Source organism: Pseudomonas sp. GV085, assembly GCF_003050925.1.
GTDB lineage: Bacteria > Pseudomonadota > Gammaproteobacteria > Pseudomonadales > Pseudomonadaceae > Aquipseudomonas.
In genome coordinates, this window is sequence record NZ_QAOV01000008.1 from 103701 (window position 1) to 126175 (window position 22475).

Annotated in this window: 19 protein-coding genes and 1 pseudogene; 12 read left to right on the forward strand and 8 right to left on the reverse strand. The window is 61.1% G+C overall.

The features are described from left to right. Window positions 1-238: 238 nt before the first annotated feature. The 3 genes from C8K63_RS17970 (at window position 239) to C8K63_RS17980 (ending at window position 3174) form a co-directional block, all read left to right on the forward strand. Window positions 239-1597 carry an MATE family efflux transporter gene (locus C8K63_RS17970; protein ID WP_108217928.1) on the forward strand — a complete coding sequence of 453 codons (1359 nt, stop codon included), beginning with the start codon at window positions 239-241 and terminating at the stop codon, window positions 1595-1597. A 192-nt stretch (window positions 1598-1789) separates the two neighbouring features. Then, window positions 1790-2458 (forward strand): phosphoribosyltransferase, encoded by a 669-nt coding sequence (locus C8K63_RS17975; protein WP_108217929.1) that lies wholly within the window; start codon window positions 1790-1792, stop codon window positions 2456-2458. A gap of 131 nt (window positions 2459-2589) precedes the next feature. Beyond that, window positions 2590-3174 carry a YceI family protein gene (locus C8K63_RS17980; RefSeq protein WP_108217930.1) on the forward strand — a complete coding sequence of 195 codons (585 nt, stop codon included), beginning with the start codon at window positions 2590-2592 and terminating at the stop codon, window positions 3172-3174. 162 nt (window positions 3175-3336) lie between these two features. Here C8K63_RS17980 and C8K63_RS17985 read toward each other — a convergent pair whose 3' ends face one another. Beyond that, a complete protein-coding gene (locus C8K63_RS17985) occupies window positions 3337-6735 on the reverse strand; it encodes an Ig-like domain-containing protein (RefSeq protein WP_108217931.1) in 3399 nt (1132 codons plus the stop codon). A gap of 510 nt (window positions 6736-7245) precedes the next feature. Between C8K63_RS17985 and C8K63_RS17990 the strand changes: the two genes are divergently transcribed. Beyond that, on the forward strand, window positions 7246-7968 hold the full coding sequence (locus C8K63_RS17990) for a GNAT family N-acetyltransferase (protein WP_108217932.1): 723 nt from the start codon (window positions 7246-7248) through the stop codon (window positions 7966-7968). Between the two features lie 324 nt (window positions 7969-8292). Here C8K63_RS17990 and C8K63_RS17995 read toward each other — a convergent pair whose 3' ends face one another. Together C8K63_RS17995 and C8K63_RS18000 are read right to left on the reverse strand one after the other, a co-directional pair. Continuing rightward, entirely contained in the window at window positions 8293-9423 is a 1131-nt protein-coding gene (locus tag C8K63_RS17995; RefSeq protein WP_108217933.1) for a P1 family peptidase, read from the reverse strand. 166 nt (window positions 9424-9589) lie between these two features. Further along, on the reverse strand, window positions 9590-10693 hold the full coding sequence (locus C8K63_RS18000; RefSeq protein ID WP_108217934.1) for an extracellular solute-binding protein: 1104 nt from the start codon (window positions 10691-10693) through the stop codon (window positions 9590-9592). Window positions 10694-10803: 110 nt separating this feature from the next. Here C8K63_RS18000 and C8K63_RS18005 point away from each other — a divergent pair, with 110 nt between their 5' ends. Further along, a complete protein-coding gene (locus C8K63_RS18005; RefSeq protein WP_108217935.1) occupies window positions 10804-11577 on the forward strand; it encodes a helix-turn-helix transcriptional regulator in 774 nt (257 codons plus the stop codon). 67 nt (window positions 11578-11644) lie between these two features. Here the strand turns inward: C8K63_RS18005 and C8K63_RS18010 are convergent, their stop codons facing one another. Both C8K63_RS18010 and C8K63_RS30910 read right to left on the reverse strand, forming a co-directional pair. After that, complete coding sequence (locus C8K63_RS18010; RefSeq protein ID WP_108217936.1) at window positions 11645-12001, reverse strand: DUF6124 family protein; 357 nt, start codon at window positions 11999-12001, stop codon at window positions 11645-11647. 469 nt (window positions 12002-12470) lie between these two features. Beyond that, window positions 12471-12578: pseudogene (locus C8K63_RS30910) on the reverse strand (ABC transporter permease); the annotation flags it as partial. Between the two features lie 148 nt (window positions 12579-12726). On the opposite strand from C8K63_RS30910, the gene C8K63_RS18025 reads away from it, so the two are divergent. Next, window positions 12727-15603 (forward strand): RHS repeat domain-containing protein, encoded by a 2877-nt coding sequence (locus C8K63_RS18025; protein ID WP_256594969.1) that lies wholly within the window; start codon window positions 12727-12729, stop codon window positions 15601-15603. A 20-nt stretch (window positions 15604-15623) separates the two neighbouring features. Here the strand turns inward: C8K63_RS18025 and C8K63_RS18030 are convergent, their stop codons facing one another. Continuing rightward, window positions 15624-16565, reverse strand: a complete 942-nt coding sequence (locus tag C8K63_RS18030; RefSeq protein ID WP_108217938.1) for a class I SAM-dependent methyltransferase — start codon at window positions 16563-16565, stop codon at window positions 15624-15626. A 282-nt stretch (window positions 16566-16847) separates the two neighbouring features. On the opposite strand from C8K63_RS18030, the gene C8K63_RS18040 reads away from it, so the two are divergent. From C8K63_RS18040 to C8K63_RS18065, 5 genes are all read left to right on the forward strand, one after another. After that, window positions 16848-17465, forward strand: a complete 618-nt coding sequence (locus C8K63_RS18040; protein ID WP_108217939.1) for a cytochrome b/b6 domain-containing protein — start codon at window positions 16848-16850, stop codon at window positions 17463-17465. Next, window positions 17462-18247 (forward strand): molybdopterin-dependent oxidoreductase, encoded by a 786-nt coding sequence (locus tag C8K63_RS18045; RefSeq protein ID WP_108217940.1) that lies wholly within the window; start codon window positions 17462-17464, stop codon window positions 18245-18247. Before C8K63_RS18040 ends, C8K63_RS18045 begins: the two co-directional genes overlap by 4 nt. A gap of 53 nt (window positions 18248-18300) precedes the next feature. Next, on the forward strand, window positions 18301-18585 hold the full coding sequence (locus C8K63_RS18050) for a pentapeptide MXKDX repeat protein (RefSeq protein WP_108217941.1): 285 nt from the start codon (window positions 18301-18303) through the stop codon (window positions 18583-18585). Window positions 18586-18897: 312 nt separating this feature from the next. Continuing rightward, window positions 18898-19305 carry a response regulator gene (locus tag C8K63_RS18060; protein ID WP_108217942.1) on the forward strand — a complete coding sequence of 136 codons (408 nt, stop codon included), beginning with the start codon at window positions 18898-18900 and terminating at the stop codon, window positions 19303-19305. A 60-nt stretch (window positions 19306-19365) separates the two neighbouring features. Continuing rightward, window positions 19366-20031: an HAD-IA family hydrolase gene (locus C8K63_RS18065; RefSeq protein ID WP_108217943.1), complete on the forward strand. Its 666-nt coding sequence runs from the start codon at window positions 19366-19368 to the stop codon at window positions 20029-20031. A gap of 127 nt (window positions 20032-20158) precedes the next feature. Here C8K63_RS18065 and C8K63_RS18070 read toward each other — a convergent pair whose 3' ends face one another. Beyond that, window positions 20159-20818, reverse strand: coding sequence for an isoprenylcysteine carboxylmethyltransferase family protein (locus C8K63_RS18070; RefSeq protein ID WP_108217944.1), 660 nt, complete (start codon window positions 20816-20818; stop codon window positions 20159-20161). A gap of 216 nt (window positions 20819-21034) precedes the next feature. Here C8K63_RS18070 and C8K63_RS18075 point away from each other — a divergent pair, with 216 nt between their 5' ends. Next, window positions 21035-21967 carry a pyridoxal-phosphate dependent enzyme gene (locus C8K63_RS18075; protein ID WP_108217945.1) on the forward strand — a complete coding sequence of 311 codons (933 nt, stop codon included), beginning with the start codon at window positions 21035-21037 and terminating at the stop codon, window positions 21965-21967. A gap of 53 nt (window positions 21968-22020) precedes the next feature. Here the strand turns inward: C8K63_RS18075 and C8K63_RS18080 are convergent, their stop codons facing one another. Then, window positions 22021-22341 carry a DUF2388 domain-containing protein gene (locus C8K63_RS18080; protein ID WP_108218118.1) on the reverse strand — a complete coding sequence of 107 codons (321 nt, stop codon included), beginning with the start codon at window positions 22339-22341 and terminating at the stop codon, window positions 22021-22023. Between the last annotated feature and the right edge of the window lie 134 nt (window positions 22342-22475).

Consider the following 22475-nt stretch of genomic DNA (forward strand, 5'->3'; position numbering starts at 1 on the left):
GGTCGCCAAACCCGAATCGCCATATTGGGCGACGGCGCCGACTATAAGCCGCACGGGATCAGCGCGTAAGGTGAGACATTCTGAGCTTCATGTAGGACCCGCGACGATGAAACTTCAGACCTTTCCCCTCACGTCGCTGGAAATATAAACACAGACCTGAGATGTTCACCGCCCCTTGGTTTCAGCCACCAACGCTATCCTTAATCATCGCTCCTGCCGTCAAGATGGACCTTCCCGAATGCAAACCCCAACCCCCCAACGCCCCCTCTGGAAAACCTACCTGCTGTTCCTCGCCCCAATGGTCCTGTCGAACTTCCTGCAATCCATGTCCGGCACGGTCAACAGCATCTACATCGGCCAGATGCTCGGCACCCAGGCCTTGGCCGCCGTGTCGGGGATGTTCCCCATCGTGTTTTTCTTCATCGCCCTGGTCATCGGCCTCGGCGCCGGCGCGGGTGTGTTGATCGGGCAGGCGTGGGGTGCGCGGGAGACGCATCTGGTGAAGGCGATTGCCGGGGCGACGTTGTTGTTGGGGGTGTTGATCGGGTTGGTGGCGGCGGTGGTGGGCAGTGTGTTTGCGCGGTCGGCGTTGGTGGGGTTGGGGACGCCGGCGGATGTGCTGGACGATGCGGTGGCGTATGCCCATGTGATGTTGTGGATCATGCCGTCGCTGTTGGTGTTTGTGCTGTTCACGCAGTTGCTGCGCGGGGTCAGCGATACGTTGTCGCCGTTGTTGGCGCTGGTGGTGTCGACCATGGTGGGGTTGGCGTTGACGCCGGCGTTGATTCGCGGCTGGTTGGGTTTTGCGCCGATGGGGATTCAGAGTGCGGCGGTTGCCGGGTTGGTGGGTAACCTGGTGGCGATGGGGTTATTGGCGTGGCGCTTGCTTGGCAAGGGCCATCCACTGGCGCCGGACCGCGAGTTCTTTGCGGCGATGAAGCTGGACGTGGCGATTCTCGGCAAGGTGCTGCGCATCGGTTTGCCCACCGGGTTGCAGATGGTGGTGTTGTCGCTGTCGGAGCTGGTGATTCTGGCGCTGGTGAACCAGCACGGCTCCCAGGCGACGGCGGCTTACGGAGCGGTGACGCAGATCGTCAATTACGTGCAGTTCCCGGCGCTGTCGATTGCAATCACCGCGTCGATCCTCGGGGCGCAGGCGATCGGGGCGGGGCGCATCGAGCGCATCGGGCCGATTTTGAAGACCGGGCTGATGATCAATGTGTGTTTGACCGGTGGCCTGGTGGTGCTCGGGTACTTGTTGTCGAGCTGGTTGCTGGCGTCGTTCCTCACCGAAGAGGCGACGCGGACCATGGCCCGGCACCTGTTGCACATCATGCTCTGGAGCCTGTTGGTGTTCGGCTTCCAGGCGATCATCGGCGGCATCATGCGTGCCAGCGGCACGGTGATGGTGCCGGTGGCGATTTCGATTGTGTGCGTGGTGGGCGTGCAGTTGCCGGCGGCGTATCTGCTGGATGCGAAGTTCGGGTTGCAAGGGGTGTGGATGGCGTTTCCGGTGGCGTATCTGGGGATGCTGGTGTTGCAGACGCTGTATTACAAACTGGTGTGGCAGCATCAGAAGATTGAGCGGTTGGTTTAGTTGGTTTTTTGATTGCCTGTTCGCGATTGTGGTGGTTCAGTGGTGTAGATGTTGATTGTGCTGACGTCTTCGCGGGCAAGCCCGCTCCCACAGGGACTGTGTTGTTTGTAATCTTGTGCACACTGAAAATCAGGTACTTCATCAGTGGGAGCAGGATTCACCGATAGGCCTGATCGCCTGGGGAGGTTTCCGATGAGCCCCTTGTCCCATTCCATCCTGCAAGACCGGCCAGCGGCCGGACGACGTTTGGTAGAGCCGCTGCTGCCTTACGCCAACCGCCCCGATGTGATCGTTCTGGCCTTGCCCCGTGGTGGCGTGCCGGTGGCTTATGAGGTGGCCACGGCGCTGAAGGTTCGCCTGGACCTGATGCTGGTGCGCAAGCTCGGTGTGCCGTCACACCCGGAGTACGCCATGGGCGCAATTGCCAGCGGCGGTATCCAGATTCGTAATGAAGAGGCACTGCGCGTGCACCCGATCGATCGCGCCGCTTTCGACGCCGTGGTCGAACGGGAACGCCGCGAACTGCTGCGCCGCGAGAAGGTCTACCGCGGTACGCGGCCGGCGGTGCTGCTCAAGGATCAGGTGGTGATCCTGATCGACGACGGCCTGGCCACCGGCGCTTCAATGAGGGCGGCGATCCAGGCGCTGCGGGTACAGGCGCCTTCGCGCATCGTGGTGGCGGTGCCGGTGGCGCCGATCGAGACGGTGCAGGCCCTGCGCAGCGAGGTGGATGAACTGGTCTGCCCGCTGATGCCCGAGTGGTTCACGTCGATTGGGTATTGGTATATGGATTTTACCCAGACCTCGGATGCCGAGGTGATCGAGCTGTTGCAGCGGGCGTGGCAGCGCGAGGAGTGCTGACGGCCATCTGCAGGTGGTCGCAAATCACCGCGTGAGGTGGAATAAACGCCGGTTGTTTGCTTAAGTCATTTTGATGCCACCCGACCTGTGCGGCACCCCAATTCAAGACGGGAGCCCTCCCGGAGAGTGCCATGAACCTTCGATCCGCGCGTTGCATCGCTCTGGCCGGAACGTTGGTGTTCGGCCTGGTGCAGTTCAGCCTGGCGCCGTTCGCTGAAGCCGTGGAATACAAGAAAGTGAACGCCAAGGCCAGCACCTTGAGTTTCACCTATCAGCAGATGGGTTCGCGAAGCTACGGCACTTTCGGCAAGTTCGAGGCCAATCTCGATTTCGACACCGATAACCCTGGTGCCGCCCACGCCACGCTGACCATCGACCTCAACAGCATCGACGCCGGCAGCAGCGACGCCAACACCGAGCTGCAAAAACCGGCGTGGTTCGATACGGCGACTTATCCGGTGGCGACCTTCGAGTCGACGTCCATCAACGCCCTGGGCAATAACCGCTACACCATCACCGGCAAGCTGTCCCTGCGGGGGCTCACTCGGGAGGTGACTGTGCCGGTGCAACTGAGATCAGAGAGCGCCATCGGCATCTTTGAGGGCCAACTGGTGCTCAAGCGTGACGACTTCAAGATCGGCGAGGGCGAGTGGGCGGACAGTGTGGTGTCCAACGAGATCAATATCCGCTTTCGGATGGTGGCGCCGCAGCGGTGACTCGGGCTGAACGTTAACTTCCGGTCGACGACATTCCTCCCACATTTGATCCTTGGTGAATGCCAAATCTGTGTACGACGCCGATTCAATGGTGGGAGCGAGTACGCCGCACAAAAAAGCGCCCGATCCACATTGCATGGACCGGGCGCCGATCAAACCGCTCTACTGCGCCACTATTGGCACCGTCACGGTTTTGCCGAAGGCTGATTTGACGGTCGCCGTCGGGTTGGGCGCCGGGCCACTGCCGACGGTCGTCACCGCTATATTCCAGCGCGCGCCTGTCGCTGTTGGCGTCAGGGTGGCGGTGCCAAGGTTCGCCGTACCGGTTGTGACCGTGGCAGTCGCCGTGATGGTGTTGCCCGTGCCACGCGAGGTGGTGCCGGACAGGACCCAATACCAGCGGCTGTTGCTGCGGGCGGTGACGGTAGCGCTGGTGACGATCAGGTTCTCGACGACCGCTGCCGAGACCGCCACGGACACCGTCGCCGATGCCGACTCCGCGCCCTTGGCATCGGCTGCCTTATAGGTAAAGGTCGCGGTGAACGGCGCGGCGACCGTGGCCGGTGGTGTGTAGGTCACGCGCGTACCATCGGTGCTGACCACGCCCGTTCCGGAGTTCGGTTGCTCCAGCCCCACCACTCTAAGTGGCACGTTGCCGTCCGGGTCGGTGTCGTTGGCCAGGACGTTGATGATCACCGGTTGGCCGGTGCTGCTGATGGCGCTATCGGGGTTGGCGATCGGTTTTTGGTTATTGCCATCGTTATTGGCACGGGTATCGCCAGTGCGGAAGGTCGGCAACGCAGAGGAATTGACGTAGGTGACGCCGTCCCAGCCGGGCAGGGGCGCTGGCATCAACTGGAACTGGCCCGGATGCTCGATATCCCAGCGCAGCAACATGGACGTGTCCTCGTGCTGGGTGTTGTGGCAGTGCTCCATGTAGGTCCCGGCGAATTCACGGAAGTGGATGGCCATTTCCACGTCCACCGAGCTGTCGATGCCTTCGCCGATGCGATAGACGTCCTTGCGTGCCCATTTTTCCCATTCCGGCGGTGGGTTGCCATCGCGGTGGAGGATGATCCCCTCTTCGAAGTGCACGTGCACCGGGTGGTTCCAGCCGTTGCCGCCGCTCTTGATTCGCCACACTTCCAGGGTGCCGTCGCCGGAGAAGCCGGCAGGGGTCGGGCCGTTGGCCAGTTGCGGAGCGGCGCTGATGATTCGAGGGTCCATGGGGAAGCCGAATTGACCACCGTCGGTCTTGATCGTCCAGGGGGCTTCGTCGGTGCCGTCGGAGCGGCCGAAGATGAACTCGCGATGCCGCGCCACATTGAGTTTGGCCTGCATTGCTGGGTCGTCGCGGTTGATGGTCAGCGGGATCATGACCTTGCCGGCTGGCTTGCCCGGTTTGGCGGGTTCGTAGTCGGCGGGGTTCATGCTCACGTCCTGGCCGGCATAAGGCTGGACTACCATTTGCATGAACTTGCCCACCCCCGGGTCGCCCCCGGTCCATTCCAGTCCTTTGCTGCCCAGCTTGAGCACCGGCTTGTACGTCCCGGACAGCACGTCGGCCAGGCTCAGCACTGTAGCCTCCGGCCCCTTGCCGTCGTGGTGCTCCATCAGGTTGACGAAGTACAGCTTGTCGCCGGTGTTGATCCCGTTTTTCGCGAAATTGACGATGATGTCGAAACGCTCGGCGATCCCTATGGTGGGCAGGATGGCGTTGTGGTTCTGCACATCGCCGTTGCCGTCCAGGTCCATGCTGCCGTCGAACGGCACAGCATGTTCCATCAGGTTGCCGTCGTTGGCGATCATGTGGAACGGCACGCGGCTATAAGACACGCCGGAACCGGCCGGGCCGGGGAATTCGCCGCCGGTGCCGGCGACCTCACGCACCAGCGCGATCCTGAAGTAGCGCGATACCGAGCCATTGAGGATGCGAAAGCGATAGCTGCGCGCCCGCACATTCAGGCGCGGCTGGTACTGCCAGTTGACCAGGACCTGATCGCCGAGAAAGCCGTCGGTGTTGAACGGGTTGAACCACAACTGGCCATTAGCGTCCCAGGCCTTGTCGGCCACCATCAGGTTGACGTCATAGTCGCGGTTGCCCCAAGGCAACGCCGAACCGCTGGGCAGGCGCAGGTTGACGCCGTCTTCGAAGGCTTCGTTACCGCGATCCAGGGCGCTGTAGTAGTTCATCATCACCGCGTTGCCCTTGTAGACGTTCTGCGCGGTGAAATCGACCATGTGGTCATGAAACCAGTGGGTGCTCATGGTTTCGCGCCAGTCGCCACGGATCTTGATGCTGCCGTTGTTGCACGTTTTGAGGCCCGGCGCGGCATCGTTGACGAACAGGGTTTCGTCCGGGGCGCAGGGGAACGCCGCGCGCGGATCCTGGGCGCTGGTGTTGATGGTGTCGTAACCGGCCAACTGGATCGGCCAGCGATAGTCGTAGTACTGCCCCGGAAAGAAAAACGCACCGGAAAAGCCATCGCTTTCGGCCGGGGAGTGGCCGTTGTGTTCGTGGGTGGTGAGGGTGTGCAGGCCAAACCCCATGTTGGCCGCCGGATCGATCGGCAGGGCGTTGTAGTGGCGCATCAACGCGGCTTGACCGTAACGCACCATCAACAGTTTTGGCGGAAAGGTGCCGTCGAAGGTCCAGAGCGCCTTGTGGTTCTGAATCGGCATGTTGGGGTGAAAACGAACATTGATGCCTTTGGTGGTGCCGGCCAGGACCGGGGCGTTCGAAGTCTGGTTGTACAGCCCGCCCGGCCCGAACTCACCGACGGCGTAGTTGTGCAACTGTCGGCGGTCGCGCATGCCGCTGTTGATCTGGGCACCCGCTTGTACGGTTTTGAAGCCGACCTGCGGGAAGAACTCGTTCCAGCGCTGGTGCGACCAGCCTTTTCCTGGCGGCCGACCTTCGGCCGGCGAGCCGACCGGATGGCGGTTGAGGAAGGCTTCGATCTGCGCTTTCCACGGGTTGCGGTCCAGCACGTTGGAAAATTGCGACGGAAACGGGAACAGCCCCGGCTGGCGCATGAAGGCTACCAGCGCCGTGGGCGAAGGGCCGCTGCGGGCGATGCTGTTCGGGTCCTGCGTGGGCGCCGGGCCGACGAGCGGAACCGGGAAGGTCAGGGGCGGTGCAGGCAGTGTCGGGTCGAGTTTTTCCGTGCCGAATTCTTCGAACAGCAACAGTTGCTGCGTGTACGGCTGGGCCCCGAACAATGGGCTGGGTTTGCCATTGGTGGGGATTTTGAAGGATGTCTGCAGGGCTGGCGGCAGCACGTTGTCGGTCGTTGGCGTGGTGAGGCGGGCACCAAAAGCGCCATTGGGCAGGGCGATGGCGCCCTGGTAGACGGGTGGCATGGCCCGCAAGGCAGCCGACGCGGCATCGAGGTCGGCCGGCGGGTTGCTAAACGCCGAGGGGTCCGTCGGGGGGGGCGGGCCGAAATCATCCAGCGGTACGGCATTGGCGGTGCCGAGGCTGATGTTGATCAGCATCACAGCGGCGATACTCGGTTTCAGGAAAAAGCCGAGCGACTTGAGGTTAGGTGGGTTTTTCATCTTGTTTCCCTTGGCGCGCGCCGGTGTGACTGATATTCGCAATTCGCCCGTTGCAAGAGGTGCGCCAAAAGCGGGGGGACCAGGGGGGAGAAAAATAGCTGTTTGATATCAAACGCTTGATGGATTCGACTTTGGTCGTGGTGGCGCAGTGGGTGGGAATCCTCAACGTTGGGGGGGGCTTCACCCACCCATTTCCCCCCCACTCACACCACAGGCCGGTGTGAGGGTGGACGCTCTCGCGAGCAGGCTCGATCCCACAGAAAAACCAGTTGTGGGCAAACCGCTTTCCCCTGGGAGATCGAGCCGGTTCGCGAAGACGCCTGTTCATCAAGCACAAAATGTGCCGGACTCCGCTGCCAGCCTCGAAAACGCAATGCCTCCAGCCATAAAGCAAACGCCGGCGATGCACATGGCGCATGAATGGGGAATGTCTGTCCATCCCCCTTCGGACCGCAGGTGTCAGGCGCGCTATGATAGGCGGCCCTTGCCCCCCCGGAGCCTGTCACCGCAATGCCCCTGATCAGCCACTTCAAGACCCCGTGCCCCGAGCACATCAATAGCCAGATCCTGCAGATGGTGGTCGACAACCTGACCGACATCAGCATGGTCGCGATCCCGCCCAGCAACCTGCTGTACAACCTCTATCAATACGCGATCGGCTATGAGGTGCACCTGTATCTGGAAGCGCTGAACGGTGAAAAAGGCATTGCCGTGGAGTTGATCGTTGCCACTGATGAAGACGCCCCGGACAAGGTGATCGGCTTTTTGTTGTACCTGCCGGTGCAGGACGACCCCGAGGCGTGTGGCGTGGCGTACATGGCGGTGCAGGCTGAGCATCGGCGCCAGGGCGTGGCCCGGCGGATGCTGCGGGAAATGGTCGGCCGCTATCCCCATGCCGAGCTGACCTGCGCGGTGGCCAAGGTGCCGTATTTCGAGGCGATGGGCTTCGAGGTGGTGGGTGTGCGTGCGACCCAGGTGTTGATGAACACCCGCGACCACGCCACCGATGGCTTGATGGCGCTGCTGGATGTGGCGTCGATCTATAGCTCGCTGGAAGTGCGGCAGATTCACACCTATCTGCTGCAAAAGCATGGCAAACGGGCCATGACCGACGCGGAAAAACAGCGCGACCGGCATCTGGACCAATTGATGCGCAAGGCCAATGAATTTGTGCGGGGGCGGTTGGGTGAAGATGCCGTACCGGCCGCCGGCCCTCGGTTGCGCCTGGTCTGACCGCACTCGCCCAAACACCAAAAATCCCCTGTAGGAGCTGGCTTGTCGGGTCGCCGCATCGCAGCGAAGGCAGCCTCAAGTCATGCGCTGTTGCTGCAGACGCCTTCGCTGGCAAGCCAGCTCCTACAGGAGAAATGTGTGGTTTTCAGAGGTAAAAAAAGAGCCTCAAAGCTCTTGATGGGGAGGAAGTGGAGCCGAGAGGCTCAAGATGCGCGTGAAGCAGGCGGTGAGCTTGGTAGGGGTTCAGTGCACTCACCACCTACGCAGCGGCTTGAGCAAGCAAGCGGCTGCGCAAGTTCATCCTAGAAAGACCAAGTGTTGCACTCAAGTACCGCTAGTCGCATCCCCCGGCCAACCGGCGCGACGCAACGCCTTGAGCAAGGTTTCGACATCCAGCCCCGGTACCCCATGCCCGTTGCCTTCGGCGGTGTCGGCGGCGAGCAAGGCATTGATGATGGCTTCTTCCACGGCTTCGGTGGCGGCCAGGAACAGCTCGCTGATGTGATCGTTGTTGACCATGCTCAGGTTGTCGGTGGTCGGTGCTTTCTTGCTCTCATAGGCGGCCGGCGGCACGTGTTCATTGCCGGTGGCGAAGGCGATGAAGATGTCGCCGCTGTGGTCTTCATTGCCGCCGCCGGTGCGGGCCAGGCCGAGGCTGGCGCGCTGGGCCAGGCGGGTGCACTGGTGCGGCAGCAACGGCGCATCGGTGGCCAGGCAGACCACGATCGAGCCTATCCCCGGGTGGGGCAACGAGGCCTTGAGGAACGGCGAATCGACCTGTTCCATGTAGCGCCCGACCGGATACCCGTCAACGCGCAGTTCATTGCGAATGCCATGGTTGGCCTGGACAATCGCGCCGACCGTCCAGCCGCCCTGGGTGCTGTTCAAGCGTCGCGACGCGGTGCCGATGCCGCCCTTGAATTCGTGGCAGATCATGCCGCTGCCACCGCCGACATTACCTTCGGTCACTGGACCGCCCGCCGCCGAACGCAAGGCCTGGGCCACGTGTTCCGGCTTCACGTGAAAGCCGTTGATGTCGTTGAGCAGGCCGTCGAAGGTTTCCAGTACCACCGGCATGTTCCAGTAGAGGCGCCCGTCATCCGGTTGCTGCTCGCGGTCGAGCACGATCAGCGCATCGCGCACCACGCCCAGGCTGTGGGTGTTGGTGAAGGCAATGGGGCTGGTCAGCAAGCCCGCTTCGCGAATCCACTCCAGCCCCGTGGCATCGCCGTTGCCGTTGAGCACATGCACGCCGGCAAAGCACGGCTGCTGGCTGGTGGAGCCGGCACGCGGTTCGATAACGGTGACGCCGGTGAGAATGTCGCGGCCGGTGGCAGTGCGTCCTCGCACATTGCTGTGGCCGACCCGAACGCCGGGGACGTCAGTGATGGCGTTGAGCGGGCCGGGCTGCAGTTGGCCGAACTGGATGTTCAGGTCGCGGGCACGTGGTTTCATGGGTTTCTCATCTTCGATTCGTGGCAGAAAAAAGGGATGTTCCGGGCACCACAATCCCAATGTGGGAGCGGGCTTGCTCGCGAAGACGTAGTGTCAGTCGCTATAAATTTTTGCTGATCCACCGCTTTCGCGAGCAAGCCCGCTCCCACAGGGAAATGCAGTGGATTCACTGGCCGTTTTTGACCTTGCTCCAGATCCGCGTGCGCATGCGCTCGGTGGCTGGCGGCAGGGGCTGGAGGGTGAACAAAGTGGCCATGGCTTCGGCTGGCGGGTAGACGGCCGGATTGCTACGGGTCGCTTCGGCCACCAACGTGGTTGCGCGGCGGTTGCCGTTGGGGTAGTTGAGGTGGTCGCTGACCGAGGCAATCACTTCAGGGCGCATCAGGTAGTCGATGAAGGCCATCCCTTGTTCCGGGTGCGGTGCGTCCTTGAGCAGTACCAGCGTATCGAACCACACCGGCGCGCCTTCCTTCGGCAGGCTGTAGGCGATCTTCACGCCGTTGCCGGCCTGCTCGGCGGTGTTCTTGGCTACGAGCATCGCGCCGGACCAGCCGACCGCCACGCAGATGTTGCCGTTGGACAGGTCGCTGATGAACTTCGACGAATTGAAGTAGGCGATGTGCGGGCGCAGCTTGAGCAGCAGCGCTTCGGCCTTCTTGTAGTCCTCGGGGTTGGTGCTGTTGGGTGGCAGGCCGAGGTAGTGCAGGGCGACCGGCAGCATCTCCGACGGCGAGTCGAGCATGGCCACGCCGCATTCGCCGAGTTTGGCCAGGTTCTCCTCCTTGAACACCAGGTCCCAGGAATCCACCGGCGCCTTGTCACCCAACGCAGCGCGCACTTTGTCGACGTTGTAGCCGATGCCGTTGGTGCCCCACAGGTAGGGCACGGCGTACTGGTTGCCCGGATCGTTGTTGGCCAGTTTCGCTAGCAGTTCGGTGTCCATGTTCTTGAAGTCCGGCATCTGCGCCCGGGGCAATGGCGCCAGGGCACCGGCCTTGATCAGCGTGGGCAAGCTGAAGTTGCTGGCAACCACCACGTCATAGCCGCTGCGGCTGGTGAGCAGTTTGCCTTCGAGCACTTCGGCGCTGTCGAAGGTGTCGTAGACCGGCGCAATCCCGGTGTCACGCTTGAAATCCTGCAGGGTAGTGGGGCCGATATAGTCGTACCAGTTGTACACGTGCACGGTCGGGGCTTCGACGGCAAAGGCCGGCAGCGACACCGCCAGGCAGGCACCAAACCCCAGATTGAAATACAAGCGGTGACGACTCATGATGCGGCACTCCTGGCCTGTTGCGGCCGGTGGTAATCAGGAGTTTGCAGCGTATCGACCGGGGTGGCCTTCACCCATTCCCATCATGGGTTACTCGAAAGGGGTAGTGCGTGGACGCGTTGTTGAAAGAGTTGCCGGTGCACCAGGGGCTGGCACGGGTTTTCACGGCAGTGGGGCAGGACGGCTTCTGGCGTGCGCTGGTCGATACCCTGCGCTTGCTGGTGCCGCTGGACAACGCGCTGGTAGCGCTGATGCGCCCGGGGCATGTGCCGCGCCTGCTGATTGACTTCGATGCCAAGGGCAGTACCGACGAGCATGAAGAACTGGCGGACTACAGCGCTGGCATGTACCTGCTCGATCCATTCTATCAAGCTGCCTGCGCCGGCATCGCCGACGGCTTGCACAGCCTCGAATCGGTGGCCCCCGACCAGTTCCAGCACAGCGAGTACTACCTGAGTTACTTCAGCACCGTGGTCGGTGGGGACGAGTTGCAGTTCATGGTCAACGTCGACGGCGCCGTGCTTGGCCTGTCCCTTGGGCGTTCGACGCGCTTCAGCCTCGAGGAGCAGGGCCGCTTGCTGTGCGTGCGTGACTGGGTGCTGGCAGCAATGCGCCGACACCTGGATTTGCAGCCGCCGCAAGGGCCGGTCGCCGAACCACCGGCCGGCGATTTGGCGACCTTGCTCGATCGCTTCGACGCGCGCCTGACAGTGCGCGAGATCGAAACCGCGCGCCTGATTCTCCAGGGCTTCTCCAGCAAGGCCATCGCCCAGCAAATGGGCATCTCTCCAGAGACGGTGAAAGTGCACCGGCGCAACCTTTATCACAAGCTCAACGTGAACGGGCATGGCGAGTTGTTTGCGCTGGTGTTGCAGCCGCGTTGAGCCGTCAGCCGCGGCCCTAGCTATCGCGAGCAGGCTCGCGATGGCGATAACACTGATAACCGATTGCTCAGCCCTGCTTCATTCCCAGACATTCAATAGACCGATCCACCATCGCCTTGGCAATCTCCAGCAAATGCCAGATCGAGTACACCATCGCCCGGTCGGCGCCCTCGAGTTGATCGCCACACTGATACGCCGTGACCGAAGCACAGCGCAGCAGGTCGGCGACATAGAGCTGGGTGTCTTCAAAGCTCACGTCTTTGCTGACGTTGTAGAAGCGCATTTCATCGGTTGGTGCGGGTTGTTTGCCGGTGAGGTGGAAATCGATGGCGCGGTAGAGCGCAGAACGATCCCTGAGCAAATCGTCGGTGACGGTTTCGTTGGTAGGGTTTTCGGGAGGTGGATCGGGTACGGATTTTTTCATGAGTGTTACTCCTATTTCTGCATGGGAGCCATCACTTATCGCCTACTAAACGATTGGGTGGCGGCTGTACGCAGGTTAGTAGGCCGGTCAATAGGAAAAACCGGTGCACCCGAAGGTGCCCCACGCACAGCCACCATATTCTGCATGCGGCAAAAATTACCGGACATGAGCATGGAATCGCTATGCGCCTATTGTTCCGGGCTACTAAACCCGATCACTGATGAGCAGTGACGGACCGAGACTAGCCACTAGAATTCACAGGCGCAAGCGAGCGAAATGATCTAGGAAATGTCCTGCAAAAGAAAGGGAACGGGCCTGCAAAACCGCTGATTTTCCTGTAAGAAATATCATCAAAATCGCCACTTGTGTAGGAGCGAGCTTGCTCGCGAAAAACCTGAGGGCGCCACGGGGAATCTGGTTTCCCGCGTTATCGTTGACCTCCATCGCGAGCAGGCTCGCTCCTACAGGGCTAGCGCTTGTTCAACCCCCGCGCCAACCGGTCCCCGCCCAACTGAATCACCGCCACCAGCAACATGGCCACCGTCAACATGATCTGACTGACAAACCACTGATATCCATTCGGCACGATTCATTGTGGGAGCTTGCTCCGGGCGGCGTTTCGATGATGGCGAATTCACAGGCGTCGATCTGTAACTTCTTACAGTATCGGCCCAGCCAAAAAGGGCTCAGTCTGTCCTCCATCAAAGCAAAGGACCGCCAATGCAATGAACCCCCACGCCGCGACCCCGACGCTGTCGGTCATCGATCCGCGCGCCTTGACGGTTCGCAGCGTCGACTATTGCCGCCATCCCGACAGCCCGGAGATTGACCCACGCATCACTCGACAACGCTTCGACGCGGAGCGGCGGTTGATCGAGTCGTGGGACCCGCGTTTGTGGGACTCGGTGCTGAAGCCGAACTTGACCACGCTCTATGGTTTGAGCGGCCAACCGTTGCTGACGGACAGCGTCGATGCCGGATGGCAGTTGAACTTGCTGGATCGGGCGGGTTTGTCCTGTTCATACTGGGATGCACGAGGCAATAAGCGTCACATCGACTATGACGCCCTGCTGCGTCCGGTCGCTGTGACGGAGCACGCCACTAGAGAGGCGCCACGTGTAGTGGAGCGACTGAACTACGGAGATCCCGGTCCTGCGTTCGCCGAGCACAACCAGTGTGGACAGTTGATCCGCCATGACCATCCGGCAGGCACTCAATGGGTGGCCGACTACGGGCTCGCCGGTTCAGCGCTGGTTGAAGAACAACGCTTGCTCCTCGACCTTGAAACACCCGACTGGCCGCCCGCATTCGATGCCAGAGATGAGTATCTGGAAGCTCAATCATTCATCACCCGCCACCGTTTCAATCCCACTGGCGAGCTTCAGCGACAAACCGATGCCATGGGCAACGTCAGGACATTTGCCTACGACGTGGCCGGCAAGTTGAGTGAGGCCTGGCTGCAATTGGCCGGCGAGGGCAAGCGAGCGCAACGCCTGGTCAGCGACATCCATTACAACGCGCTGGATCAGGTCGAACGGGAAACCGCCGGCAATGGCGTGCTGACCCGCGCCGAGTACGCTGCCGATGACGGACGGCTGATCCGGCTGGCGGCGGCAGTCGGCAACCAGAAACCCTTGCAGGACCTGCACTACGTCTACGACGCGGGGGGCAACATCGTCGAGCTGCACGACCTGTCCCAGCCCGCGACCCATTTCAACAACCAGCGCATCGAGCCGATCAATCGCTACCGCTACGACAGCCTGTATCAACTGGTCGAAGCCCAGGGTTGGGAGGTCAGCCAGCCGAGCCATGGCCCGGCCCTGCCAACACTGTTGCCCACGCCGCTGGACCCCAACCAACGGCGCAATTACACCCAGCGCTTCGAATACGACCGGGCCGGGAATTTGATCAGCCGCCAGCACAGCGGTGCGCCGGGCTTCTCGATGTTCACCTCGGCACGAAGCAACCGCAGCCTGGCGCAACGGGACGACGGCTCGCTGCCGGGCGAGCCCGATATCGACTCGGGGTTTGATGCCGGTGGCAATCAACAGGAACTGCAACGCGGGCAGGCCATGCTCTGGGACAGTCGCAATCAATTGAGTTGCGTGACGTTGGTCAAACGCGAAACCGAGCCCGACGACTACGAGTGCTACCGCTACGACCGCCCCGGCCATCGCGTGCGCAAAACGGGATTCGCCCACAGCAGCGGCCGCACCCTGCGCACGGAAGTCCGCTACCTCCCGGGTCTGGAAATCCACCGCCAGGCCGATGGCGAAGAACACCACGTCATCAGCGTCGAGGCCGGGCGCAGCACCGTGCGGGCGCTGCATTGGCCTCAAGGTGCGCACAGCGACCAGCTGCGCTATAGCCTCAGTGATCACCTCGACTCCAGTACCCTGGAACTGGACGACGAGGCGGGCGTGCTGACCCAGGAACACTATTACCCGTTTGGCGGTACGGCGTGCTGGGCGGGGAAAAGTGCGTTGGTGGCGCAGTACAAAACCATCCGCTATTCGGGTAAAGAGCGAGATGCGACCGGGCTTTATTACTATGGCTACCGGTATTACGCGCCGTGGTTACAGCGCTGGATTTGTCCGGATCCCGCCGGGGAAATGGAGGGCCCCAATCGTTATGCGATGGTGGGCAACAACCCGATCAACTTTGTTGATCGATTTGGACTGAACGGGGAACAGGTTTCGGGCACCCAGATTTTGGGAGGGGTCATTCTCGTGTTCTTGCTGACCTTGATCGGGGCCGGGTTGGGTTGGTTGGCGGGCAATGCCATGACAGGTGCTTCAGTTGGCGCCCTGTTGGGTGGGACGCTGTTCGGGATTGTGCGAACGCACGAGTATCTACAGTTACGACCAGAGGCTGTGGCCGCCAATACCGACAGAGTGGAACGGCAGTTTGGTCAGGACATTAGAAATCTGGCTAGCAGTCTTGCAGAACACGAAAAGCTGACGCGGGAGGAAGCAGCGAGGTTTTCGAACTTTGCTTTTGACCATCGTAATATTTCAGGGAGCGATGGGGTAATGCTTAGACTTTTCCGTGCGCAAACAGGAAGAATCTCTGGGTATACGGGCCCCGAAAGCAACGCTGATAAAGCATGGCGTGTCCTTAGTACGGAAAAAAATCCAGTTCAAGGGCTCAAACGGCTGGGCTACAACATGCTGTTAATTCGAGAGACGCCAAGTGAGCAATCATCTACTGAGCAGTCTCCCTACGTTGAATCATTTGATGTAGCAGGTGCCAACTCTGTCGCGAGCGTGCGCAAGACCGGAAAAAAATCACACTCCAGTTTGGGCTCGGCCACATCGTCAGCGGCGCCAGCATCCATCCAGCACTGGGAAATTGATACCCGAGCGGTGGATTCGATCCTGGATGATCCGACTGACCCTGACCACAAAAGCGTTTCCTCAACGATTAACAGTCTGCGTGAAGGTCGTACTGGAGCAATCAATTGGCATCGCCATCGGGACGGTTTGTGGTCTGCGGATCTGCGGGGTTTTCCTGGAAGTACCAAACGGGGAGCCCACCGACTTATGTTGAGTCACCAGGGTGGTGTCCACTACAGGGTCGAAGGGATACGGAATCCGCATTAGTAGTGTCCGGGTTGCGATCTTTAGCCTTCCAGCCTGAACACCAACGCCTTCAACCCACACTCCATATCCGCATCCGGAAACTCCGGCGGATTCTCCAGCCGTTGCTCAAACTTCAGGCTTGGCGCCTCGCGGGTCACGCCGTCGATCAGGAAGTCGGCACCAAACGCCGGGTCGTTCATGCAGGCCAGTACGGTGCCTTGAGGGCTGAGCAATTCCGGCAACCGGCGCAGCACACGCTGGTAATCCTTGGTCAGCAGGAAGCTGCCTTTCTGGAACGACGGCGGGTCGATGATCACCAGGTCGTACGGCCCCTTGCCGATCACCTTGCCCCAGGATTTGAACAGGTCGTGACCCAGGAAGCTCACCTTGCTCATGTCGTGGCCATTGAGCCGGTGGTTGTCGCGGCCACGGTTCAAGGCGGGGCTCGACATGTCGAGGTTGACCACGTGGCTCGCGCCGCCTTCGATGGCCGCCACCGAGAAACCGCAGGTGTAGGCGAACAGGTTCAATACCCGTTTGCCCTCGGCATTGGCGCGGACCCACTCGCGGCCGTAGCGCATGTCGAGGAACAGCCCGGTGTTTTGCTTGCGGCCCAGGTCGACCCGGTACTTCAGCCCGCCCTCAGTGATCGTCAGTTCGTCGATTTCTTCCCCCAGCAACCATTCTGTGGTGCTTTGCAGCAGGTAGCGATGTTGCAGCAACAGCGTGTGGGCGCCGGATTTTGCCCATTGCTCAGACCGGGTGACTGTCATCAGCACCTGCTTCACGTCTTCCAGTTGCGCCGCATCCGGCTCCTTGAACAGCGCCACCAGCACCACGCCCTGCAACCAGTCCACGGTGACTTGCTCCAGCCCCGGCCAGCAGCGGCCACGGCCGTGGAACAGGCGGCGGGTTTCGGCGGGGGCGGCCGCCAGGGCGGTCAGCAGGTGCTGCTTGAGGGTGGCGAGGGCTTCAGGGTTCATCGGGTCGGGTCGGTCATTTGTGGGGGGCGGCATTTAACCATAATTGCGCAACCGGCGGACCACCACAGAACCCTGTAGGAGTGAGCCTGCTCGCGATAGCGGTCTGTCATTCAACATTGATGTCGACTGATGAACCGTCATCGCGAGCAGGCTCACTCCTACAGGGTTTTGGTCGGTAGTGAATGAGCAGTTATCACGATTAATTTAACTTTACGTGAGGATTTGGCGATCTTCCGGCTCCCATACTCGGCTCCAACGAACAACAACAATCCGGAGCCGGACATGTCGCAGTCAACTGCTTCACCCAAGTCCACTCATCCACGCTGGCTACGCCTGACCCATTGGCTCAACGCCCTGGCGGTGCTGGTGATGGTCACCAGCGGCTGGCGCATCTACAACGCCTCGCCGATCTACGAATTCAGTTTTCCCAAGTCGATCACCCTCGGCGGCTGGCTCGGTGGTGCGCTGCAATGGCATTTCGCGGCGATGTGGTTTCTGGCGATCAACGGCCTGGTCTACCTGGCCTTCAACCTGTTCAGCGGACGCCTGAAGCGGCGTTTTTTCCCGGTCTCGCCCAAAGGCGTGCTGCATGACCTGTGGGCCGCCGTGCGCGGAAAACTCGGGCATGCCGACCTCAGTCATTACAACCAGGTGCAACGGCTGGCTTACCTGTTCGTGATGGTCGACATCACGCTGCTGGTGCTCTCCGGGCTGGTGTTGTGGAAGTCGGTGCAGTTCCCGCTGTTGCGTGAATTGCTGTTTGGTTATGAAGGCGCGCGCCGTGTGCACTTTTTCGCCATGGCGCTGTTGGTGGCCTTCGTCGCAGTGCATCTGCTGATGGTCGCGCTGGTGCCGAAAACGCTGTTGGCCATGATTGTCGGCCGCAAGGAGCAGGTATGAAAAAGCGTATTCAGGTGCCCGGGCTGGACGAGGCTTCGATCCTCACCGATGCCCGCAAGATCCTCGCCCCGCAAATCGAAGACCGCTCGCGCCGCTCGTTCCTGTTGCGTGGTCTGACCCTCGGCGGCGTGGCCATGCTGTCCGGCTGCAACATCACCGACAACGAAAGCATCGAGACTGCGTTGTCGTCCATGTCGCGCTTCAACGATCGGGTACAGGGCTGGCTGTTCAACCCCAATGCGATGGCGCCAACCTATCCGGCGTCGATGATTACCCGGCCGTTTCCCTTCAATGCCTTTTACGGCATCGACGAGGCGCCGACAGTGGAGGAGGAGGGCTATCGCCTGGAAGTCACCGGCCTGGTCGCCGACAAACGCAGCTGGCGCCTCGAAGGGCTGCGCGCCATGGCCCAGACCGAGCAGATCACCCGGCACATTTGCGTCGAAGGCTGGAGCGCCATCGGGCGTTGGGGCGGCGTGCGCTTCAGTGACTTCCTCAAGCGCATCGGCGCCGACACCGATGCCAAATACGTCGGTTTCAAATGCGCCGACGACTACTACACCAGCATCGACATGGCCACCGCACTGCACGCGCAAACCCTGCTGACGCTGACGTATGACGGCGCGGTGCTACCGCGCGAATACGGCTTCCCGATGAAGCTGCGCATGCCCACCAAGCTTGGCTACAAGAACCCCAAACACATTCAGGCGATTTTCGTCAGCAACACCTACAGCGGCGGCTACTGGGAAGACCAGGGCTACAACTGGTTCGGTGGCAGCTGATGGATGCCTGGCCATTTCGCACGTCCACAACCCACGCTCCAAGGAGTTTCACCATGAAAAAGTTGACCACTGTAGTTCTGTCCATGTGCCTGGCCGTTGGCGCTGCCTCTGTGTTCGCAGCTGACACGATGAGCAACGACAGCATGAGCAAGGATTCGATGACCAAGGACGCCATGTCCAAGGATGCGATGAAAAAAGACGCGATGAAGAAGACCGATTCGATGTCCAAGGACGCCATGTCCAAAGACAGCATGTCCAAGGATGCAATGTCCAAGGACGCTATGAAAAAAGATGCCATGTCCAAGGATGCGATGAAGAAAGGCGAAATGTCGCAATAAGTCCAAGCACCACAGACCCTGTGGGAGCGAGCTTGCTCGCGATGGACTCAAGAACGCCGCGTTTAGCCAGTAAGTACGCGTTATCGTTAACGACCATCGCGAGCAAGCTCGCTCCTACACGGATTTTGCAAACGCCACAGATCTCCGTAGGAGCTGGCTTGCCAGCGAAAGCGCCCTCAAGGTCACTACAAAACCCGGATCGGTCACCTGGTTGCATCAAAAATGAATTTCCGCCGAGTCCGCTGCTCATACCTTTTAGGTAGCGGGTCAGAGCCCGCGAAATCATTGAGGCTATCAGGGGGCGGCACAGTCATGAGTCGAGTACCGACGGCGGGTGGTGATCTTCCTGGCGGGTTGATTCTGGTGGTTGAAGACGACCCGCTGATCCTGGATTTTCTCTGTGAGATTCTTCAGGAGGAAGGTTTTGTCGTCGAGCCGAAAACCAGTGCGGACGCGGCAGTGATGTATCTGGAGCAGCATGCGCCGGAGGTAGGCATGCTGCTGACGGACATCACCATGCCCGGCACGCTCAATGGCGCGGACCTGGCGAACCAGTTCGGCGATCGCTGGCCGGACAAGCCGATCATGATCATGTCCGGTTTCGAAACCCCTGAAAGCGCAGGCGTGCGACACGAGGTGTCCTTCATCAAGAAACCCTGGATGATTGGCGGGCTGCTCGATTGTGTGGGCCAGACCTTCAAGTCCAAACGACTCAACTGACCTGCGCGCAGGTGTTACATTGCCGGGCAAATCCGTCCGGCACCTGCGAGGTTCTTTTTCTTGTCCGATCACTCTGTATTCAACTCGACTTACCGTGCCTTTCTGTTCGACATGGATGGCACCGTGCTGACGTCCATTGCCGCCGCCGAGCGGGTCTGGACAACCTGGGCGGTGCGCCATGGCGTCGATGTCGACACCTTCCTGCCCTCCATTCACGGCGCCCGCGCCGTCGACACCATCAGGCGCCTGGGCTTGCCCGGGGTGGATGCCGAGGCCGAAGCCGCGTGGATTACCGAAGCGGAAATCGACGATGTCGGCGGGGTATTCGAAGTGGCTGGCGCGGCGAAGTTCTTGCGGTCGCTGCCTGCCAGCCAATGGGCCATCGTCACTTCCGCCCCGCGGGAACTGGCGCTGCGGCGGATAGCGGCGGCGGGGATTCCCGAGCCTGCCGTCATGATCACCGCCGAGGATGTGACTGCCGGCAAGCCGGACCCCGCCGGTTACCGCCTCGCGGCCCGGCGCCTGGGGGTCGAGCCCGGGCAGTGCCTGGTTTTTGAAGACGCCACGGTGGGGATTCTGGCGGCCGAGGCGGCGGGGGCGGATTTGATGATCGTGACGGCGACTCATGAACAGCCGGTCGAGACGCCGCATGCGACGTTGGCAAGTTATGAATCGGTTCGGGTTCAGGTGGATGTCGATGGTTCGGTTCGATTGAAGTCTGTATAAACAACAGCAATCCCTGTAGGAAGGGCCGGGCGACGTTCGCTTGCCCGCGAAGGCGTCGACACATCCAGTATCGATGTGACTGAAGAATCGCTTTCGCGGGCAAGCCCGCTCCTACAGGGGATGTATGTCAGTAGAGCCCGGGGATCAGCCGCCAGGAGCGGGCGCAATAGGCCTCGTATTCGCTGCCGAACTGCGCCCGGAGCAAGGCTTCTTCCGAGTGAATGCGCGCGATCAGCGGGATCAGCGTCAGCGCCACCAGTATCAGCCCGACACCAGAACGAAAGGCCAATGCCCAACCTATGCCGATGACCATCATCCCCAGGTAACTGGGGTTGCGCAGGTTGCGGTAAATCCCGTCGGTGACCAGCCGATGCCCCGGCTGAATGGCCACCAGCCCGCTGAAGCGCTTGCCCAGCACAAACACCGGCCACAACCGCAGCGCGCCGCCGACGACGAACAAGAGTGCGCCGAGCCAGCGCATGCCTTCACCGCCAAAAGTCCAGAAATCGATGCGGTCGGTATAAGCCGGCAGAAAGCCGCTCAGTAAACCGATCACGCCGAAGGCCGGAATGACCCAGCGGTTGGCCCGGTCTTCGCGTTCCCCCGAACTCAGGTTGACCTCGGTGAACAGAGAAACGACAGCCATGATCAGAGTGGCCAGGGCAACGACGACCAGTGAACCGTGGCTGAAATAGGCTGCGAAACCACCCAGTCCCCAGATCGCCAGGGCGAGGTAGGCGAGGGTGCTGACGACGGCGAAAAATGCCAGTTTGGCCGAAATTTTCATGGTGCCTCCGCGAACAGGCTTACGCAGGAGCTGCCGTAGGCTGCGATCTTTTGATCGTTCTTTGGCCTTCGAGTTTCCATGGGTAAAAGATCGCAACCTGCGCCGGACCGCCGGGACGGTCGCCCCGAGGGCGGGTGAACTAAGCTTGGGAGAGTGGACCGTTCACCGCCGGCTCGCACGAGTTCGACGAGCCGGTGGCGTGAAACAGGAGCCTGTATGCTTCACATCCGCACGCCTTTGATCCTGCACCCTGGCCTGTCGACTCCGACCCGCCGTATCTGGCTGAAACTGGAAAACCTGCAACCTGGCGGCTCGTTCAAAATACGCGGCATTGGCTTGCTGTGCAGCCGGGCGGCGCAGCAGGGCAAGCGCAAGGTGGTCTGCCCCTCCGGCGGTAACGCGGGACTGGCCACGGCCATGGCCGCTGCATGCCTGGGGCTCAAGGCATGCATCGTGGTGCCGCACACCACCCCGCAAAGCACCCGGGCGCGGATCAGCAATACCGGCGCCGAGGTGATCGTGCACGGCAAGGTCTGGGACGAAGCCAATCAACGGGCACGGGAACTCGCCCAGGACCCACGCAGTGAATTCGTGCCGGCCTTCGACCACCCGGTGTTGTGGGAAGGGCACAGCACCATGGTCGATGAAATTCTTGAAGACTGCCCGCCAGTGGATGTGCTGGTGACATCGGTGGGCGGTGGTGGCTTGCTGGCGGGGCTGCTCACCGGCCTGATTCGTCATCGGCACACCGATTGCCGCATCGTAGCCTGTGAAACCGAAGGCGCGGCGTCGTTCGCCGCGGCGGTGGCGGCCGGGCACCCGGTCAAACTGCCGAAAATCGACACCGTCGCCACGTCTCTGGGCGCCGCGCAAGTGGCCGCCTGGCCGGTCAGGCACATCGGCGATTTCTCCCATGAGTGCGTGGTGCTCAGTGATGATGAGGCGATCATGGGCGTGGTGCGTTACGCCAATGATTTGCGTCAGCTGGTCGAACCGGCATGCGGGGTTTCATTGGCGATTGCCTACCTGGATCACCCGGCGATTGCCGACGCCAATGACGTGGTGATCGTGGTGTGCGGCGGGGTGAGTATCAACGCGCAACTCGTGGCCGGATGGGCACGCATGTCCACTGGCACGCACGCAAGGTAGGGCCGCAAACGCTATCCCGGTGTCACAAGCCCCACCGCTGGCGATGACGATCTTCAGTGACCGGTGACAACGCCTTCCTGGACGAGAATGGCGCGCGCCAGGTCTTCGTCGCTTGCGTTGTTGAGGGCGGGATTGTCCTGACGGACTTTTTTCAACAGTGCCTCCAGATAAGCACCACGAATCGCACCGCCACTGGCGACGAAGCTGGACGCGTCATCCCGGGCGGGAATCATGAGTTTGTCGTCTTTGAACGTCGAATAAAGCGAGGCGGAAACCCCGGCCGAGGTGGCGACATCTTCGGCATCCACTTTAGCCAGAGCGGAACCGACGGGCAAACAAAGCAGCAGGGAAGAAAGGATAAACATGCGGCGCATGATGGTGTCCTCCAACAGCATGGAGCATAAGGGAAATACCACATAGTTTAGGATGCATGGCAATCGCCGAGAGTTCCCCGGCACTGCCGACTGTGTATATGGACGGGGGACTTCATGGCCTTGTCACTGGCGAT